General features: G+C 40.0%; 8 protein-coding genes and 2 pseudogenes. 9 read left to right on the top strand and 1 reads right to left on the bottom strand.

Annotated features, from left to right (window positions below):
* Positions 1 to 7: 7 nt before the first annotated feature.
* Positions 8 to 184 (bottom strand): hypothetical protein, encoded by a 177-nt coding sequence (locus SMSK564_RS13620; protein WP_004236422.1) that lies wholly within the window; start codon positions 182 to 184, stop codon positions 8 to 10.
* A gap of 153 nt (positions 185 to 337) precedes the next feature.
* Between SMSK564_RS13620 and adcAII the strand changes: the two genes are divergently transcribed.
* From adcAII to SMSK564_RS06460, 9 genes and pseudogenes are all read left to right on the top strand, one after another.
* Positions 338 to 1,255 (top strand): zinc-binding lipoprotein AdcAII, encoded by a 918-nt coding sequence (gene adcAII / locus SMSK564_RS06495; RefSeq protein ID WP_000744915.1) that lies wholly within the window; start codon positions 338 to 340, stop codon positions 1,253 to 1,255.
* A gap of 7 nt (positions 1,256 to 1,262) precedes the next feature.
* Positions 1,263 to 4,391 carry a pneumococcal-type histidine triad protein gene (locus SMSK564_RS06490; RefSeq protein WP_000700511.1) on the top strand — a complete coding sequence of 1,043 codons (3,129 nt, stop codon included), beginning with the start codon at positions 1,263 to 1,265 and terminating at the stop codon, positions 4,389 to 4,391.
* Positions 4,392 to 4,776: 385 nt separating this feature from the next.
* Entirely contained in the window at positions 4,777 to 5,448 is a 672-nt protein-coding gene (locus SMSK564_RS06485; protein WP_000746015.1) for a CPBP family intramembrane glutamic endopeptidase, read from the top strand.
* A 129-nt stretch (positions 5,449 to 5,577) separates the two neighbouring features.
* The gene (rexB, locus tag SMSK564_RS06480) at positions 5,578 to 8,850 is read left to right on the top strand and encodes an ATP-dependent nuclease subunit B (RefSeq protein ID WP_000772394.1); all 3,273 of its coding nucleotides are present in this window, start codon (positions 5,578 to 5,580) and stop codon (positions 8,848 to 8,850) included.
* On the top strand, positions 8,850 to 12,500 hold the full coding sequence (gene addA / locus SMSK564_RS06475; protein ID WP_000802642.1) for a helicase-exonuclease AddAB subunit AddA: 3,651 nt from the start codon (positions 8,850 to 8,852) through the stop codon (positions 12,498 to 12,500). The genes rexB and addA overlap by 1 nt, the downstream gene beginning before the upstream one ends.
* A 17-nt stretch (positions 12,501 to 12,517) precedes the next feature.
* Positions 12,518 to 13,696 carry a hypothetical protein gene (locus SMSK564_RS06470; protein WP_000174771.1) on the top strand — a complete coding sequence of 393 codons (1,179 nt, stop codon included), beginning with the start codon at positions 12,518 to 12,520 and terminating at the stop codon, positions 13,694 to 13,696.
* A 242-nt stretch (positions 13,697 to 13,938) separates the two neighbouring features.
* Positions 13,939 to 15,054, top strand: a pseudogene (locus SMSK564_RS13940) (YSIRK-type signal peptide-containing protein); the annotation flags it as partial.
* A 255-nt stretch (positions 15,055 to 15,309) separates the two neighbouring features.
* Positions 15,310 to 20,037 (top strand): annotated as a pseudogene (locus SMSK564_RS06465) (ZmpA/ZmpB/ZmpC family metallo-endopeptidase); the annotation flags it as partial.
* A gap of 41 nt (positions 20,038 to 20,078) precedes the next feature.
* On the top strand, positions 20,079 to 20,957 hold an 879-nt coding region (locus SMSK564_RS06460), incomplete at its 3' end, for an SIALI-17 repeat-containing surface protein (protein WP_033630771.1).

Genomic DNA, 20,957 nt, shown 5'->3' with positions numbered 1-20,957 from the left:
AATCTCTTCAAACCACGTCAGCTTCATCCACAACCTCAAAACAGTGTTTTGAGCTGACTTCGTCAGTTCTATCTACAACCTCAAAAACATGTTTTGAGCTGACTTCGTCAGTTCTATCTGCAACCTCAAAGTCGTGCTTTGAGCAGCCTGCGGCTAGCTTCCTAATTTGCTCTTTGATTTTCATTGAGTATATAAAGTGAGAATCTGTTGAGTTGTTGAAACTCAGCAGATTTTTATATGTGAAAGAAATTTCAATTTTTTTCTTAAAATAGCTTGACAGATTAAATTTTTAGGAGTAGAATGTTTACCAGTTAATTAAATAGTTAAGGGGTTATCCATGAAAAAACAAAGTTTATTTTTAGTATTGTTAAGTATCTTTCTTTTGTGTTTAGGTGCTTGTGGTCAAAAGGAAAGTCAGACAGGTAAAGGGATGAAGATTGTGACCAGTTTTTATCCTATCTACGCTATGGTAAAGGAAGTATCAGGTGACTTGAATGATGTTCGAATGATTCAGTCAAGTAGTGGGATTCACTCCTTTGAACCTTCGGCAAATGACATCGCGGCCATCTATGATGCAGATGTCTTTGTCTACCATTCTCATACGCTAGAATCTTGGGCAGGAAGTTTAGATCCCAATCTAAAAAAATCTAAAGTGAAGGTTTTAGAGGCTTCAGAGGGAATGACTTTAGACCGTGTTCCAGGGCTAGAAGATGTGGAAGCAGGGGATGGAGTTGATGAAAAAACGCTCTATGACCCTCACACTTGGCTAGATCCTGAAAAAGCTGGAGAAGAAGCTCAGATTATCGCTGATAAACTTTCAGAGGTGGATAGTGAGCATAAAGAAACTTACCAGAAAAATGCGCAAGCCTTTATCAAAAAAGCTCAAGAATTGACTAAGAAATTCCAGCCTAAATTTGAAAAAGCTACTCAGAAAACATTTGTAACACAACATACAGCCTTTTCTTATCTAGCGAAGAGATTTGGACTTAATCAACTTGGTATTGCAGGTATCTCTCCTGAACAAGAACCAAGTCCACGACAACTTACAGAAATTCAGGAATTTGTAAAAACCTATAAGGTTAAAACGATTTTTACAGAAAGTAACGCTTCTTCCAAAGTAGCTGAAACTCTTGTCAAATCAACAGGTGTGGGTCTTAAAACTCTGAATCCTTTAGAGGCAGACCCACAAAATGATAAGACTTATTTAGAAAATCTGGAAGAAAATATGAGTGTTCTAGCAGAAGAATTAAAGTGAGGAAAGAATGAAAATCAATAAAAAATATGTAGCAGGTTCAGTGGCAGTTCTTGCCCTAAGTGTTTGTTCCTATGAACTTGGACGGTATCAAGCTGGACAAGTTAAGAAAGATTCTAATCGAGTTGCTTATATAGATGGTGATCAGGCTGGTCAAAAGGCAGAGAATTTGACACCAGATGAAGTCAGTAAGAGAGAGGGAATCAACGCCGAACAAATTGTTATCAAGATTACTGATCAAGGTTATGTGACTTCTCATGGAGACCATTATCATTACTATAATGGCAAGGTTCCTTATGACGCTATCATCAGTGAAGAACTCCTCATGAAAGATCCGAATTATCAGTTGAAGGATTCAGACATTGTCAATGAAATTAAGGGTGGATATGTGATTAAGGTAGACGGGAAATACTATGTTTACCTCAAAGATGCTGCCCACGCGGACAATATTCGGACAAAAGAAGAGATTAAACGTCAGAAGCAGGAACATAGTCATAATCATAATTCAAGTACAGATAATGCTGTTGCTGCAGCCAGAGCCCAAGGTCGCTATACAACGGATGACGGTTATATCTTCAATGCATCTGATATCATTGAGGACACGGGTGATGCTTATATTGTTCCTCATGGCAATCACTTCCACTATATTCCTAAGAGTGACTTGTCTGCTAGTGAATTAGCTGCCGCCCAAGCCTTCTTATCTGGAAAAGGTGGGCAATTAAGTACGGTTGAATATCGTTCTAGCAGAGCTGAAACAAGATCTAGTGTGAGAACGAGTCCATCTGAGGCACCTCAAGATTCTTCCAAAGCTCCTGAAAGTCAAAGTGAAGATTTAGCTAGTCTCCTTCAAGAATTGTACGCCTTACCACTTAGCCAACGTCATGTGGAGTCTGATGGCTTGGTATTTGACCCAGCACAGATTACAAAACGTACTACCAATGGTGTTGCAGTTCCTCACGGGGATCATTTCCATTTCGTTCCTTATTCACAAATGTCACCGCTGGAAGAAAAATTGGCTCGAAATCTACCAATTGGAGGTCAGCCAGTTCAAAGTCATTCTGATAATACGAAACCAAGAAGTACAGATAAACCAAGTTCAACACCAAGTTCACCGATTAAACCAAACTTTAATCTCAATACGCAGGCACCAAATCGAGGAACTGGAGGCGCTTATACAACGGATGATGGGTATGTCTTTAGTCCGACAGATGTAATTGAAGATACAGGAGACGCTTTTATTGTACCGCACGGCAACCATTTCCACTATATACCAAAAGGTGCTTTGTCTGCAGGGGAATTGGCTGCAGCCCAAGCCTATTGGAATGGGAAGCAGGGCTCACATTCTGCTACAAGTTCAAGTAAACCAAGTAGTAACAATCCAAATACAGCTCCAGCCCAACCAAGTTTGACAGAGACTCCAAACCTGACTGTCACTCCAACTTATCATCAAAATCAAGGGGAAGACATTTCAACACTTTTAAGTGAATTGTATGCCAAACCTTTATCAGAACGACATGTAGAATCTGATGGCTTAGTCTTTGATCCAGCACAAATCATCAAACGTACAGCTAACGGTGTAGCAGTGCCACACGGAGATCATTATCACTTTATTCCTTATTCACAAATGTCTGATCTAGAGCAGAAGATTGCAAGAATGATTCCACTTCATTATAGTTCAAGTCATTGGTTACCATCAAGACCAAATCTAATCCCTGCTCCAGAGCTTACCCCAGTACCAAGTCCGCAACCTACCCCAAATCCTCAACCATCTCCAAGCAATCCATTTGATGGAAAATTGGTGAAACAGGCTGTTCGAAAGGTAGCTGATGGTTATGTCTTTGAAGAGAATGGAACCTCGCGTTATATTTCTACTAAGGAGCTTTCAGCAGAAACTGTTATAGCCATTGATAATAAACTTTCCAAACAAGAAAGTTTGTCTCATGAGTTAGGAGCTAAGAAAAGTACCATCCCTTCTAGTGAGCAAGAATTTTACAACAAGGTTTATGATTTACTAGCAAGAATTCATAAAGATTTGATTTCTAATAAGGGGCGCCAAGCTGATTTTGACGCTTTGGATAAACTATTGGAACGTCTTAATGATGTCTCAAGTGATAAGGTCAAGTTAGTTGATGATATTCTTACCTTCCTAGCACCAATTACCCATCCAGAGCGACTTGGCAAATCAAATGCTCAAATTGCTTATACGGACGATGAAATTAAATTAGCGAAATTAGCAGGTAAGTATACAACAGAAGATGGCTATATCTTTGATCCTCGTGATATAACTAGCGATGAAGGCGATGCCTATGTAACTCCGCATATGACTCATAGTCATTGGATCAAGAAAGAAAGTTTGTCTGAAGCTGAAAGAGCAGCAGCTCAGGCTTATGCTAAAGAGAAAGGTTTGACGCCTCCTTCAACAGATAATCAGGGGTCAGGAAATACTGAGGTTAAAGGAGTAGAAGCAATCTATAATAAAGTGAAGGCAGCTAAGAAAGTTCCACTTGATCACATGCCTTACAATCTCCAACATACTGTTGAAGTTAAAAACGGTAGCTTGATTATACCTCATTATGATCATTACCATAACATTAAATTTTCTTGGTTTGACGAAGGACTTTATGAGGCACCTAAAGGCTATAGTTTAGAGGATCTCTTTGCGACTGTAAAATATTATGTTGAACATCCAAATGAACGCCCTCATTCAGATAATGGTTGGGGAAATGCCAGTGACCATGTTCGTAAAAATAAGGCAGACCAAGACAGTAAACCTGATGAAGATAAGGAACATGATAAAGTAAGTGAGCCAACTCGCCCTGAATCTGATGAAAAAGAGAATCATGCAGGTTTAAACCCTTCAGTAGATAATCTTTATAAACCAAGCACTGATGAAGACGAGACAGAGGGAGTAGCTAACGATACAACAGACGAAGCTGAAGTCCCTCAAGTAGAGACTGAAAAAGTAGAAGCCAAACTCAAAGAAGTAGAAGCTTTACTTGATAAAGTAACGGATGCTAGATTGAAAAACAATGTGACAGAGAGCCTAGCTGGTTTACGAAATAATCTGAGTCTCCAAACCATGGATAATAATGGTATCATGGCAGAAGCAGAAAAATTACTTGCTTTGTTAAAAAGGTAGTGAGTCAGTTATGACGAAATCAGAAGCATAAATTTATCCTGTTAAATTAAAATGATGTAAGAGTCAGTAGCAATACTGGCTTTTATTTATCTTGCTCCGTAAGGTTCAGGCTAAATAAACCACCTGATTTTTTTGGGGGGCTTTGGCTTCATTTAGGAGAAATCAATCTATGTCCAAGGTTAGTAACTTAATCATAGGTCTTCCTTTGTTAGAGGAGATAATGGTAAAAGGGTAGGGTTTAATTGATTTTACAGTCTAGGATGTTTTGATGACAATTTATGATTTGAAGAGTATATTTTGAAAAGATATTCTATACTAAACTTGTTATGCAGTTAAATAAACCATTATATCCAATAATCTAGTCAAGGAAAACAGAGGATTTAATATGAAAAAACGGATTATTCAGATTTTACTAGCATTGTCCTTAATTTTTTACAAATCAACTTGGTTTTGGAGGCTTTTCAATCATCTCGCAAAGTCCTATCTACCAGCAAGTCGTGAATTTTTTCAGATTCTGCTTTTGATGGAGAGTGTAGTTCTTTTATTAGCGGTCATCTATCTACTAGTTTTTGCAGGAAAGCAAACTTTTCATTTTAAATGGCACCTGAGGTACTTTATCTACCTTTTACTGGGCTATATCATTTCGTATATGTCTGACTTCTTCTTGTCTTATTTCATACCCTCGTCTTCAAATCAAATTTCTTTGAATGAAACGATAGAAATGATAGGGAGACAGGAATTACCCTATTTCTTGCTCATAACTTGCTTCATCGGCCCTATTGCTGAGGAATTGATTTATCGCGGTGTGCTTATGATAACCTTTTTCAAAAACTCGCCTTGGTACGGAGATGTCTTGCTTTCTGCTATTATTTTCGGTTATATTCATATCAATTTCGCTTTAACTCCTCTTGCTTTTTTCATTTATGCTAGTGGAGGGCTTATTTTGGCTCTATTGTATCGCATGACAAAAAATCTCTATTATCCAATACTAGTTCACATTCTCATCAATATCACTGCCTTCTGGAATGTGTGGTTACTCCTATTTTCAGGAAGTTAGCTTACTAAAACAATGTCGGAACTTTCCGGCATTTTCTTTTCAATAGATGAGCAAGAACTGATTATTTTCAGACTTGGGTGGCTAATCATGGTATAATAAAAGGTAATGAAAAATTCCAACGAGGCAGAGATGAAATTACTTTATACTGATATTCGGACTTCTTTGACTGAGGTTCTAACCAGAGAGGCGGAGGAGCTAGTTGCTGCTGGCAAGCGGGTCTTCTACATCGCTCCCAACTCTCTTTCTTTTGAAAAGGAACGCGCCGTGCTGGAATGCTTGTCCCAGCAGGCTTCTTTTGCGATTACCGTCACGCGCTTTGCGCAGATGGCTCGTTACCTGATCTTGAATGACTTGCCTGCCAAGACCAGTCTAGATGACATCGGTCTTGGGATGGCCTTTTACAAATGCCTTGCCGAACTTGATCCTAAGGATTTACGTGTTTATGGAGCTATCAAGCAGGATCCTCAATTTATCCAGCAGTTGATTGAACTTTATCATGAGATAGCGACTGCTCAGATGAGTTTTTTGGACTTGGAAAGTTTGACGGATGAGGACAAGCGAGCAGACTTATTCTTGATTTTTGAGAAGGTAACGGCCTACCTTGATCAGGGTCAGTTGGCTCAGAGAAGTCAATTGTCCCATTTGATTGAGGCTATTGAGAATGACAAAGTTAGTAGTGATTTTACTCAAATCGCCTTGGTCATTGACGGCTTTACTCGTTTTTCTGCTGAGGAAGAGCGAATTGTGGACTTACTTCACGGTAAGGGTGTTGAGATTGTTATTGGGGCTTATGCTAGTAAGAAAGCTTATACCAGTCCCTTTAGCGAGGGCAATCTCTACCAAGCCAGTGTGGAGTTTCTCCATCATCTAGCCTCTAAATACCAAACTCCTGCTCAAGACCGTTCTCAGACTCATGAGAAGATGGATAGTTTTGACAAGGCCTCTCGTTTGCTGGAGTCTTCTTATGACTTTTCAGAATTAACATGGGATGTCGATGAGAATGATCGTGAAAACTTACAAATCTGGTCTTGCTTGACGCAAAAGGAGGAGTTGGAGCTAGTAGCCCGTAGCATTCGTCAGAAATTGCACGAGAACTCAAATCTGAGTTACAAGCATTTTCGTATTCTCTTGGGGGATGTAGCTTCATATCAGTTATCGCTCAAAACCATTTTTGACCAGTATCAGATTCCTTTCTATCTAGGCAAAAGCGAATCCATGGCCCACCACCCTTTGACACAGTTTGTTGAGTCTATTTTGGCTTTGAAACGCTATCGTTTCCGTCAGGAAGATTTGATTAATCTCCTCAGAACAGGTTTGTATACCGACCTTAGTCAGGCTGATATTGATGCTTTTGAGCAATATATCCGTTATCTTGGTATCAATTGCTTGCCAGCCTTTCAGCAAACCTTTACCAAATCCCATCACAGAAAATTTGATTTAGAGCGTTTAAATGCTCTTCGTCTGCGTATTTTAACACCTCTTGAGACTCTCTTTGCCAGCCGAAAACAAAAGGCTGAAAATCTCTTGCAAAAGTGGAATATCTTTCTGAAAGAAGGAGCAGTAACTAAGCAGTTACAAGATTTGACAGCTACTATAGAAACTCTTGAACAGGAAAGACAGGCCGAAGTTTGGAAGGCTTTCTGTCATGTTTTAGAACAATTTGCGACTGTTTTTGCTAGTTCACAGGTTAGTCTAGAGGACTTCCTTGCCTTGCTACATTCTGGAATGAGTTTGTCCCAATACCGTACCATTCCAGCGACAGTGGGCACTGTTCTGGTGCAGAGTTACGATTTGATTGCACCACTGACTGCTGACTTTGTCTATGCCATTGGGCTAACTCAGGACAATTTACCAAAAATCGCGCAAAATACCAGTCTTTTGACAGACGAAGAAAGACAAAGCTTAAACCAAGCGACCGAAGAAGGCGCTCAATTGCTGATTGCCAGCAGTGAAAATCTCAAGAAAAATCGCTATACTATGCTTTCCTTGGTCAATTCTGCTCGTAAGCAGTTGGTCTTGTCGGCTCCAAGCCTTTTTAATGAAAGTGAAAGCAAAGAATCTGCCTATCTTCAAGAGCTAGTCCATTTTGGATTTAGCAGGAAAGAGAAGAAGATGAATCACAAAGGGCTGTCTAAGGAGGATATGGGGTCCTATCACAGTCTTTTGTCTAGTCTGGTTGTCTATCACCAGCAGGGTAAGATGAGCTATACTGAGCAAGATTTGACCTTTATTAAGGTTCTGGCGCGTGTCATGGGGAAAAAACTTGACCAGCAAGGTCTGGAAAATCCTGCCCTTCCAACTAGTCCAAGCAGTAAGCAGTTGACCAAAGATACCTTACAAGCTCTCTATCCTACTGATCAGGAGTTTTACCTGTCTACCTCTGGTTTGACGGAGTTTTATCGGAACCAATACAGTTATTTCCTACGTTATGTTTTAGGCTTGCAGGAAGAATTGCGCCTGCGTCCAGATGCCCGTAGTCACGGGAATTTCTTACACCGTATTTTTGAACGAGCCTTGCAGTTACCTGACGAAAATTCCTTTGACCAACGTTTAGAACAAGCTATTCAAGAAACCAGTCAAGAACGCGAATTTGAGGCTATTTATCAAGAAAGTTTGGAAGCCCAGTTTACTAAAGAAGTTCTGCTTGATGTGGCGCGGACGACTGGACATATTCTCCGACACAATCCAGCCATCGAAACCATCAAAGAAGAGGCGAATTTCGGGGGTAAAGAGCAGGCCTTTATTCAATTGGACAATGGACGCAGTATCTTTGTACGAGGTAAGGTTGACCGTATTGACCGATTGAAAGCTGATGGGGCGATAGGAGTGGTAGACTACAAATCCAGTCTGACTCAGTTCCAGTTTCCTCATTTCTTTAATGGCCTTAATTCCCAGTTGCCAACCTATCTAGCTGCCCTAAAAAGAGAAGGGGAGCAGAACTTTTTCGGTGCCATGTACTTGGAAATGGCTGAGCCTGTCCAATCTTTGATGGCCGTTAAAAGTCTGGCAGGTGCAGTAGTAGAAGCCAGCAAGTCTATGAAATATCAAGGCCTCTTTTTAGAAAAAGAAAGCAGTCATTTGGGCGAATTTTACAACAAAAACAAGTCCAATCAGCTGACAGATGAGGAATTCCAGCTCCTACTGGACTACAATTCCCATCTTTACAAGAAAGCTGCTGAGAAGATTTTAGCAGGCCAGTTCGCCATTAACCCTTATACCGAAAATGGCAGAAGTATTGCCCCATACGTCCAGCAACACCAAGCCATCACAGGATTTGAAGCCAATTACCACTTGGGTCAAGCCCGTTTCCTAGAGAAGTTAGACTTGGCTGACGGCAAACGTCTGGTCGGAGAAAAACTCAAGCAAGCTTGGTTTGAAAAAATAAGAGAGGAGTTGAATTGATGAAGCCTATTCCCTTTTTAACTGAGAAGGAAATTCAAAAATTGCAAGAAGCAGAAGCGAATTCGAGCAAGGAACAAAAGAAAACTGCTGAGCAAATTGAAGCCATCTACACTTCTGGTCAAAATATCCTTGTCTCAGCATCGGCTGGTTCTGGTAAAACCTTTGTCATGGCCGAGCGTATTCTGGACCAGTTAGCGCGTGGTGTCGAAATTTCTCAACTCTTTATTTCAACCTTTACGGTTAAGGCTGCCACAGAACTTAAGGAACGTTTGGAAAAGAAAATCAGCCAACAAATCCAAGAAAGTGGCGATGTTGACCTCAAACAACACTTAGGACGTCAGTTGGCAGACCTACCAAACGCAGCCATCGGAACCATGGACTCTTTCACACAAAAATTCCTTGGTAAACATGGCTATCTGATTGATATTGCGCCTAATTTCCGTATTTTACAAAACCAAAGTGAACAACTCCTTCTAAAAAACGAAGTCTTTCATGAGGTATTTGAAGCCCATTACCAAGGTAAACAGAAAGAGACCTTTAGTCATTTGCTGAAAAATTTTGCAGGGAGTGGCAAAGATGAACGGGGGCTACGCCAGCAGGTCTATAAAATCTATGACTTCCTCCAATCCACCAGCAATCCTCAGAAATGGCTGAGTGAATCTTTCTTAAAAGGCTTTGAAAAAGCTGATTTTAGCAGTGAAAAAGAAAAACTGACTGAGCAAATCAAACAAGCCCTTTGGGATTTGGAAAGCTTTTTCCGTTATCATCTGGATAATGATGCCAAGGAATTTGCAAAGGCTGCTTATTTAGAAAATGTTCAGTTGATTCTGGATGAAATTGGCTCCTTAAATCAAGAGTCCGATAGTCAGGCTTATCAAGCGGTGCTTGCGCGTGTTGTCGCAATTTCGAAAGAGAAAAACGGTCGATCTCTTACTAATGCCAGCCGTAAGGCTGATTTGAAGCCACTGGCCGATGCCTACAACGAAGAGAGAAAGACCCAGTTTGCTAAACTAGGACAACTAGCAGATCAGATAACCATTCTCGACTATCAAGAACGTTATCATGGAGATACATGGGAACTAGCTAAAACCTTCCAAGCCTTCATGAGTGACTTTGTGGAAGCTTATCGTCAGCGTAAACGTCAGGAAAACGCCTTTGAATTCGCTGATATCAGCCATTACACCATTGAGATTTTAGAGAATTTCCCGCAAGTTCGTGAGGCTTATCATGATCGCTTCCACGAAGTTATGGTCGATGAGTATCAGGATACCAACCATATTCAAGAACGGATGTTGGAATTGCTGTCTAATGGCCACAATCGCTTTATGGTGGGAGATATCAAGCAGTCTATCTATCGTTTCCGTCAGGCAGATCCGCAGATTTTCAATGAAAAATTCCAACGCTATGCGCAAAATCCACAAGAAGGCAAGCTAATTCTTCTCAAGGAAAATTTCCGTAGTAGTTCAGAAGTACTATCAGCAACCAATGATGTATTTGAACGTCTCATGGACCAAGAGGTCGGCGAAATCAACTATGATAACATGCACCAGCTTGTTTTTGCCAATAGCAAACTGACTCCCAATCCAGACAACAAGGCAGAATTTCTCCTCTATGACAAGGACGACACAGGTGAGGAAGAAGAGGGGCAGGCAGAAACGAAACTAACAGGCGAAATGCGCTTGGTTATCAAGGAGATTCTTAAACTTCATCAGGAAAAAGGTGTTGCCTTTAAAGAAATTGCTCTTCTGACCTCCAGCCGCAGTCGTAATGACCAGATTCTTCTCGCCCTGTCTGAGTACGGGATTCCTGTCAAAACAGACGGTGAGCAAAACAATTATCTCCAATCCCTAGAAGTGCAAGTCATGCTGGACACCCTTCGTGTCATTCACAATCCTCTTCAAGACTATGCCTTGGTTGCCCTTATGAAGTCTCCTATGTTTGGCTTTGATGAGGACGAGTTAGCACGTTTATCTCTTCAGAAAGCAGAGGATAAAGTCCACGAAAATTTCTATGAGAAACTAGTAAATGCTCAAAAACTGGTAAGTAGTCAAAAAGGCTTGATTCAAACAGCTCTAGCTGAGAAACTAAAGCAATTCATGGATATCTTGGCTTCTTGGCGCTTGTATGCCAAAACCCACTCCCTCTATGACCTGATTTGGAAGATTTACAACGACCGTTTTTATTATGACTATGTTGGAGCTTTGCCAAATGGTCCTGCTAGACAGGCCAATCTCTATGCCCTAGCACTGCGTGCTGATCAGTTTGAAAAGAGCAATTTCAAAGGTTTGTCGCGTTTTATTCGTATGATTGACCAAGTCTTGGAAGCCCAGCACGATTTGGCAAGCGTAGCCATCGCACCTCCAAAAGATGCAGTAGAGCTCATGACAATCCACAAAAGTAAAGGACTGGAGTTTCCTTACGTCTTTATCCTCAATATGGATCAAGATTTCAACAAGCAAGACAGCATGTCAGAGATCATTCTCAGTCGTCAGAATGGTCTTGGTGTCAAATATATTGCCAAAATGGATACAGGAGCAGTGGAAGATCACTATCCTAAAACCATCAAACTCTCCATTCCTAGTCTGACCTATAGGCAGAACGAAGAGGAATTACAGCTGGCAAGTTATTCTGAGCAAATGCGTCTCCTCTACGTTGCCATGACGCGTGCTGAGAAAAAGCTCTATCTTGTCGGTAAGGGATCTCGTGAAAAGCTGGAATCCAAAGAATACCCAGCAGCTAAAAATGGAAAACTAAATAGCAATACTAGACTGCAAGCAAGGAATTTCCAAGATTGGATTTGGGCTATCAATAAAGTGTTTGCCAAGGATAATCTCAACTTTAGTTATAGTTTTGTTGGTGAAGATCAGCTGACTAGAGAAGCCATCGGAGAATTAGAAAACAATGGCCCTCTCCAAGATAACTCTCAAGCAGACAATCGCCAGTCAGAAACCATTAAGGAAGCCCTTGAAATGCTGAAAGAAGTGGAAGTATATAATACTCTTCACCGCGCAGCCATTGAACTTCCTAGTGTTCAAACCCCAAGCCAAATCAAGAAATTCTATGAACCAGTTATGGATCTGGAAGGTGTCGAGATTGCAGGTCAAGGACAGTCAGTAGACAAGAAAATCAGCTTTGATTTGCCAGATTTTTCAAGCAAAGAAAAGATGACAGGAGCTGAGATTGGTAGTGCTACCCACGAACTCATGCAGAGAATGGACCTCAGCCAGAGACCAACGCTTGCTAGCCTGACAGAAACTCTCAAACAAGTTCAAACCAGCCTAGCTGTCAAAGACAAGATTAATCTTTCGAAAATTCTTGCATTCTTTGACACAGCACTCGGTCAGGAAATTCTCGCTAATACCAACCATCTTTATCGCGAGCAACCTTTCTCCATGCTCAAACGAGACCAAAAGAGTCAGGAAGACTTTGTTGTCCGTGGTATCCTTGATGGCTATCTACTTTACGAAGACAAAATCGTTCTGTTCGACTATAAGACAGACCGCTATGATGAACCAAGTCAACTCATAAACCGCTATCGTGCTCAGTTAGCCCTTTATGGAGAGGCCTTATCTCGAGCCTATTCGATTGAAAATATTGAGAAATACTTGATTTTACTCGGTAAAGACGAGGTTCAAGTTGTAAAAGTATAATCTAGAAAGGAGACCTCATGACACTTCCAGTTAGAAAATCCCTGCACGATGCGGTGTTACAGGCTTCAAAAGCTGATACTTGGGAACAAGCTACCAAGGAATGGAATGAAGTTTCCTTGATTTTTAACGGTATCGGCCGTAGCAATTGTGTCTGTGGGAATGCCATCAAGTACGCCTACGAACTCTTTAACGGTGTCACAGGCCAACGCCTCTTTCCGATTGGTAGCGACTGTGTTCGTCATTTTCATCGATTGTCCCTTGACCAGCAACTGGAAGAGGAAGAAAAACTGCTCAGAAAGGTTGAAAATCTGACCAGAAAAGCCCAGAAAAAGGAGAAAATCAAGGTCAATAAAAGTGACTTTGACGAGCGACTTCTAAAATGGCTCTGGGAAAAAGGTGTTTTCAAACCCAATCGCGGTAATCAATTTGCACCTGAGAGAGACTACCAGCTCTTCCTAGAAGTCTTTCAAGGAGGAAGTTGGACCAAGGCAGAGCCCAAGAAAAAGGCTCGTATGGAAGAAGTCCTTGAAAAGTGTATCAAACCCTTTTTACTTGGCAAACCAGATGACCAACTCTACCTTGTCAAGCTAGGTAAGGAGAAAATTGACTACGAACAAGAACTCCGTGTCCAGGCAGAGAAAGAGCGCAGGAAGAGGGATAAAATCGCCAAGCAATATGCAGACAATCTAGTTCTAGCCATGGGACCAGCAGAGCGTGCCTATCAAGATTACTTTGGCTTTACAGAGACCCTGACTCAAGAAGAACGCAAGTGGGAGAAAATTCTTTTTGGTAAAAATAGAACAGAACGGGCTATCAAGGCCAAACAATACCAAAAAGAGTTGGAAAAAGACCAACGAATTGCCAGTCAGGATCCAGTTGAAAGAAAGCAGAAGCAGACCTGGCTCCTCAATTCCTATTTCCGTGAGCTTCCTGAAGAAAAATCTCGCTTTGCTCGTCTCTTATTAGCATATCGAAAAAGTGGTGAAGTACCATTTTCATCCGAGTATCTGTCAGATCATCTCATCGACTTTTTCTATAAAATGAAAGCTTTTGAGTTTGAAATTGCACCAGAACAAGTCCGAGACTTTTTAAAAGAAAGCCTTCAAGCAGAACATTTATCAGCAGCACAAGAAAGCTGGATAGAAGGAATTCTCTTCAACTGCATCAAACCATTTTTAGAACGATTATTGATATAAGTAACACCTACCGTGGAAATGCCATGGTAGGTTATATTTTATCCAAAAAGAGAAAATAGGAAATGGTAAACCTTGCTCCTTGGTATTTTATATATAAAACAAAGTATGAAAACGCAAGGCAATTTTAAGACTTTTTGGTAAATTAAGAGTATAATTAAAGTATGTTACCTTTTTATAAGATAACAAGCTAATATAATAAAGTTGGCCTTACATATTTTTAAATTTTATTTCAAGGAGGAATAATGGAAAAGTATTTTGGTGAAAAACAGCAGCGTTTTTCATTTAGAAAATTATCAGTAGGACTTGTATCTGCTACGATTTCAAGTTTGTTTTTTATGTCTGTATTAGCTAGTTCATCTGTAGAGGCTCAAGAGACTAAAGGTGTTCACTATAAATATGTGACAGAGTCAGAGTTATCATCAGAAGAAAAGAAGCAGCTTGTCTATGATATTCCGACATACATGGAGAATGATGATGAGACTTATTATCTTGTTTATAAGTTAAATTCCCAAAATCAACTGGGAGACTTACCAAATACTGGAAGCAAGAATGAGATGCAAGCCTTAGTTGCTGGTACTAGCTTAGCTGCTTTGGGGATTTTAATTTTTGCCGTTTCTAAGAAAAAAGTTAAGAATAAAACAGTATTACATTTAGTATTGGTTGCAGGAATAGGAAATGGTGTCCTAATTTCAGCTCATGCTTTAGAAAATAATCTTTTACTGAATTATAATACGGACTATGAATTGACCTCTGGAGAAAAATTACCTCTTCCTAAAGACATTTCAGGTTACACATATATTGGATATATCAAAGAGGAAAACATAACTTCTGAGTCTAAAGTAAATAATCAAGAAAAATCAGCAGCCACTCCTACAAAACAACAAAAGGTGGATTATAATGTTACACCGAATTTTGTAGAGAATCCATCAACAGTACAAGCTATGCAGGAAGAAAAACCTGTTTCTTCAACTAAGCCAACAGAAGTTCAAGTAGTTGAAAAACCTCTTTCTACAGAATTAACGAATCCAACAAAAGAAGAGAAACAATCTTTAGATTCTCAAGTACAATTATCAGAACATAAGAATCTAGAAGCGAAGAAAGATGAGAAGGTTTCTCCAAAAGAAAAGACTGGGGTAAATACATTAAATCCACAGGATGAAGTTCTATCAGGCCAGTTGAATAAACCTGAACTCTTATATCGTGAGGAAACTATAGAGACAAAAATAGATTTTCAAGAAGAAATTCAAGAAAATCCTGATTTAGCTGAAGGAACTGTAAGAGTCAAACAAGAAGGTAAATTAGGTAAGAAAGTTGAAGTCATCAGAATATTCTCTGTAAACAATGAAGAGGTTTCACGAGAAATTGTTTCAACTTCAACGACTGCGCCTGTTACAAGAATAGTCGAAAAAGGTACTAAAAAAGCTCAAGTTATAAAGGAACAACCTGAGACTGGTGCAGAACATAAGGAAGTACAGTCTGGAGCTATTGTTGAACCCGCAATTCAGCCTGAACTACCAGCAGCTGTAGTAACCGACAAAGGTGAGCCAGCAGTCCAACCAGAGTTGCCAGAAGCAGTTGTAACAGATAAAGGTGTACCAGAAGTCCAACCAGCGTTACCCGAAGCTGTTGTAACTGAAAAAGGCGAACCAGCAGTCCAACCAGAGCTACCGGAAGCGGTTGTGACTGACAAAGGTGAGACTGAGGTTCAACCAGAGTCGCCAGATACTGTGGTAAGTGATAAAGGAGAACCTGAACAGGTGGCACCGCTTCCAGAATATAAAGGACCACAAGCCGGAGCTATTGTTGAACCAGAGCAGGTAGCACCACTACCAGAATACACAGGTCCACAGGCAGGGGCAGTAGTTGAACCTGCAATCCAACCAGAGTTACCCGAAGCAGTTGTTACAGACAAGGGTGAACCAGAAGTTCAGCCAGCGTTACCCGAAGCAGTTGTAACTGAAAAAGGCGAACCAGCAGTCCAACCAGAGCTACCGGAAGCGGTTGTGACTGACAAAGGTGAGACTGAGGTTCAACCAGAGTCGCCAGATACCGTGGTAAGTGATAAAGGTGAACCTGAACAGATAGCACCACTACCAGAATATACAGGAGTTCAGGCTGGAGCGATAGTAGAACCAGAGCAGGTAGAAGCACCGAAGGAATACACAGGAGTGCAAGCCGGAGCAATAGTAGAACCAGAACAAGTAGCCCCCCTACCAGAATATACAGGAGTACAAGCTGGAGCGATAGTAGAACCAGAGAAGGTAGAAGCACCGAAAGAATACACAGGCGTACAGGCTGGGGCTATTGTTGAACCAGAGCAGATTGCCCCCCTACCAGAATACACAGGTCCACAGGCCGGAGCAATAGTAGAACCAGAACAGGTAGATCCACTTCCTGAATACAAGGGGAATATTGAGCAACTAAAACCTGAAACTCCCGTTGAGAAGCCAAAAGAAACAGATCCAGAGAAAACACTTGAATTAAGAAATGTTTCTGATATTGAATTGTATAGTCATCAAACGAATGGAACTTACAAACAACATGTTTCTTTGGACAGTGTTCCAAGTAATCCAGATACTTATTTTGTAAAGGTAAAATCTTCTGCGTTTAAAGATGTTTACCTTCCGGTTGCATCGATATCCGAGGAGTTAAAAGATGGACGCACATTTTATAAAATTACAGCGAGAGTTGATAAACTCCAGCAGGAGATAGACCATAAATATGTTGAAAATTTCAGTTTCTATTTAGCTAAGAAGACTACAGAGGAAACGACAAACTTTACTTCCTTTAGTAATCTAGTTCATGCCATCAACCAAAATCTTGGTGGAACCTATTATTTATCAGCTAGCTTGAATGCTAACGAAATGGAACTGGAGTCTGATGCGAAGTCTTATATTAAGGGCAACTTTACTGGTAGGTTGATTGGTGAAAAAGATGGCAAACATTATGCTATTTACAATTTGAAAAAACCTTTATTTAACAACTTAAGTAATGCTACAGTAGAAAAACTGAGCCTGAAAAATGTCTCTATTTCAGGAAAGAATGATATCGGTTCACTGGCAAATGAAGCTAAAAATGGGACAAAAATTAACCAGGTTCATGTCGACGGTGTCTTAGCTGGGGAACGTGGTATTGGTGGATTGCTTGCCAAGTCCGAACAATCAAGCATCACAGAGAGCAGTTTCAAGGGAAGAATTGTCAATACCTATGAAACAACTGCTACCTACAATATTGGTGGCTTGGTTGGACATTTGACAGGTGAAAACGCGTCTATTGCTAAATCCAAAGCTACAATAGCCATTTCCTCAAATGCAAATAGTTCAGATCAGACTGTCGGTGGTCTTGTGGGACTTGTGGACAATGATGCACATGTCCGTGATAGTTATGCTGAGGGAGATATTAATAATGTCAAACAGTTCGGAGAAGTCGCTGGTGTAGCAGGCTATTTATGGGATCGAACTTCTGGTAAGGAACAGCATGCTGGAAGCTTGACCAATGTTCTTAGCGATGTCAATGTAACAAACGGGAACGCCATCACCGCTTACCACTATAACAATATGAAGGTGACAGCTACATTCAGCAATAAAGCTAATAGAGTTATCAAAGTTGCCTTGGAAAACGATGAAGTCGTCAGCAAGGAATCCTTTGAAGAAAGAGGAAAGATGCTAGATGATTCTCAAATTGCAAGCAAGAAAGCAGAAATCAATCCTCTCACCCCACCAACAGTGGAGCCCCTTTCAACAAGTGGCAATAAAGAAAGTGATTTTTCTAAGGTAGCCAATTATCAAGCTAAGCGAGCCTTGGCTTATAAGAACATTGAAAAATTGTTACCTTTCTATAACAAGGCAACCATCGTCAAATATGGAAATCTGGTCAATGAGAACAGTCTTTTATATCAGAAAGAACTCTTGTCATCAGTCATGATGAAGGATAACCAAGTCATCACAGACATTGTTTCCAACAAACAGACTGCAAACAAACTCTTGCTTCACTACAAGGACCATTCATCTGAGAAGCTTGATCTCAAGTATCAGACTGATTTTGCCAAGCTAGCAGAATATAGCCTAGGAGATACAGGTCTTCTCTATACTCCTAACCAATTCTTGTATGACCAAAACTCTATCATCAAGCAAGTCTTACCTGAATTGCAGCAGGTGTCCTACAACTCAGAGGCTATCAGAAACACACTTGGTATTTCTCCAGAAGTTAAGTTAACCGAGCTATATCTAGAAGACCAGTTTGCTAAAACGAAGGATCATCTTGAAGAAAGTCTAAAAAAACTCTTGTCTGCGGATGCTGCTCTAGTGGAAAACAATCAAGTGATGACGGGTTATATTGTAGATAAAATCAAGCGTAACAAGGAGGCCTTGCTACTTGGTATGAGCTACCTAGAACGCTGGTATAACTTTAGTTATGATAAAGTGAGTGCAAAAGACCTTGTAATGTACCATCTAGATTTCTTTGGCAAAGGAAATGCTTCTCCGTTAGATACCTTAATAGAGTTAGGTAAATCAGGATTTAATAATCTTCTTGCCAAGAACAACGTTGATACTTATGCTATTAGTTTAGCTAGCCATCATGGAACGAAAGATTTATTTAACACGCTTGAAAATTACCGAAAAGTCTTTCTACCAAACACAAGCAACAATGAATGGTTTAAATCTCAGACCAAGGCTTACATCGTTGAAGAAAAATCTAATATTCCAGAAGTGAAAGCCAAGCAAGAAAAAGCAGGAAGCAAGTATTCTATCGGTGTCTATGATCGCATCACTAACGACAGCTGGAAATACCGTAATATGGTACTACCTCTACTTACCTTGCCAGAAAGATCCGTATTTGTCATTTCAACTATCTCTAGCCTAGGCTTTGGTGCTTATGATCGCTATCGTAATAAAGATCATCAAGCAAGTGGTGATCTGAATAGCTTTGTTGAAAAGAGTGCTCACGAAACTGCCGAACGTCAACGAGATCACTACGATTATTGGTATCGTATTCTAGATGAAAAAGGGCGTGAAAAACTTTATCGAAATATCTTGCTTTATGATGCCTATAAATTTGGAACTGATAATACTGAAGGAAAGGCTACAGAAGTAGCAGATTTTGATAATCCAAATCCTGCAATGAAACATTTCTTTGGACCTGTTGGAAATAAAGTTGGCCATAATGGACACGGTGCTTACGCTACAGGGGATGCCGTTTATTATATGGGTTATCGTATGTTGGATAAGGATGGAGCTATCACTTATACACATGAAATGACGCATGACTCAGATCAGGACATCTATCTTGGTGGCTATGGTCGAAGAAGTGGCTTGGGACCAGAGTTCTTTGCCAAAGGCTTATTGCAAGCACCAGACCATCCAGAAGATGCGACAATCACCATCAACTCGATCTTGAGACATTTAAAATCGGATAGTAAAGAAGGAGAACGATTACAAGTACTTGATCCAACTACGAGATTTAAAGACGCGACAGATCTTCAAAAATATGTACACAACATGTTTGATGTTGTTTATATGTTGGAATATCTTGAGGGACAATCGATCGTTAATAAACTAAGTGTTTATCAGAAAATGGAAGCTCTCAGAAAAATTGAGAATAAGTATGTGAAAGATCCATCAGATGGAAATAAGGTCTATGCAACAAATGTTGTTAGAGATCTAACAATAGAAGAAGCTGAAAAATTACATTCATTCAATGATATGATTGATAATAATATTCTTTCGTCTAGAGAATATGCGTCAAAAACATACGAAAGAAATGGCTATTTTACTATAAAACTATTTGCGCCGATTTATGCAGCATTAAGTAATGATGACGGAACTCCGGGTGACCTAATGGGACGTCGTATGGCCTATGAACTATTGGCTGCAAAAGGCTTTAAAGATGGTATGGTACCGTATATTTCAAATCAATACGAAGACCTTGCTAAACAAAATGGTAAAAAAATAACTATTTATGGTAAAGAACGAGGATTGGTGACAGATAAACTTGTTTTAGAAAAGCTATTTGATGGTAAGTATTCATCTTGGGCAGCCTTTAAAAAAGATATGTATCAAGAGCGCATTGCTCAGTTTAATCATTTAACTAAAGTTACTTTTAAAGATCCGACGCAATCATGGATGAGTAATGCCACCAAGACCATTCAAAGAGTAAATGATTTACAACAACTAATGGATGAAGCTGTTCTGAAGGATGCAGAAGAACGTAATTATTATTATTGGAATAACTATAATCCAGAGACTGACAGTGCGGTTCATAAGTTGAAGAGAGCAATCTTTAAAGCTTATCTTGACCAAACTGATGATTTTAGAAGTTCAATTTTTGAGAATAAAAAATAGTGTTTACTGTTAGGAAATGAAATTAAAGAAGGTGATTACGCTTGTCATTATTTAAAAAAGAACGATTTTCGATCCGAAAAATCTGTGGGATTGTTGGTTCGGTGTTACTAGGAAGTGTCTTGGTTGCACCGTCAGTCATCCATGCTTCTACCTATCATTACATTGAAAAAAGTGCTCTTACACAAGAAGAACAAACTAAGATTCAGGCAGGAATTCCTACTGATAATGAGGAAACTTATGCTCTTATTTATCAGCAGGAAACTCTTCCTGCAACAAGTTCATCGACTTCTGTGCTTACAGCTTTAGGTCTATTAGCTATTGGGAGTTTAGTTCTTTTAGTTCATAAAAAGAAAAAAGTTGCTAGTCTGTTCTTAGTTACTACTATCGGACTGATTAGTCTTTCTAGTATGCAAGCTCTCGATATAAGCAATCCTTTGAAAGCTCCAAGTAATGAAGGAGTAGTTCAAATTGCTGGATATCGTTATATTGGATACTTACCCCTTAATGATAATGCAATTTCAGAAATTCAACATAAGAATGAGGGGACAAAAAATGTTCCAGTATCTGAAATTCAAAGTATCCCTAATGAAGCGCCTAAAGCTGAGAAACCTAAATACACTGAGCCTGTAAGTACAGTCCCAGACGAGGCGCCTAAAGTAGAAAAACCTGACTATACGCAACCAATAGATGCAAACCTTGTAGAATCAGTAGTTCATGAAAAACCAGAGTACACTGAACCTGTAGGTACTGTTCCAGACGAGGCTCCTAAAGCAGAGAAGCCTGACTATACGCAACCAATAGGTACAAACCTTGTAGAACCTGAAGTTCAACCAGCGTTGCCGGAAGCTGTTGTGACCGACAAAGGGGAACCTGAAGTTCAACCAGCGTTACCAGAAGCTGTTGTGACTGACAAAGGGGAA

Origin of the sequence: Streptococcus mitis SK564 (genome assembly GCF_000148525.1) — a bacterium.
GTDB lineage: Bacteria > Bacillota > Bacilli > Lactobacillales > Streptococcaceae > Streptococcus > Streptococcus mitis_H.
Note: the sequence above shows the minus strand (reverse complement) of the source record. Positions and strands in the feature narration are given on the sequence as shown.

Bases quoted from the DNA above. Each gene is read 5' to 3' on its own strand.
- SMSK564_RS06470 (WP_000174771.1), top strand. From the start codon at position 12,518: ATGACACTTCCAGTTAGAAAATCCCTGCACGATGCGGTGTTACAGGCT.
- rexB (WP_000772394.1), top strand. From the start codon at position 5,578: ATGAAATTACTTTATACTGATATTCGGACTTCTTTGACTGAGGTTCTA.
- SMSK564_RS06485 (WP_000746015.1), top strand. From the start codon at position 4,777: ATGAAAAAACGGATTATTCAGATTTTACTAGCATTGTCCTTAATTTTT.
- SMSK564_RS13620 (WP_004236422.1), bottom strand. From the start codon at position 184: ATGAAAATCAAAGAGCAAATTAGGAAGCTAGCCGCAGGCTGCTCAAAG.
- adcAII (WP_000744915.1), top strand. From the start codon at position 338: ATGAAAAAACAAAGTTTATTTTTAGTATTGTTAAGTATCTTTCTTTTG.
- addA (WP_000802642.1), top strand. From the start codon at position 8,850: ATGAAGCCTATTCCCTTTTTAACTGAGAAGGAAATTCAAAAATTGCAA.
- SMSK564_RS06490 (WP_000700511.1), top strand. From the start codon at position 1,263: ATGAAAATCAATAAAAAATATGTAGCAGGTTCAGTGGCAGTTCTTGCC.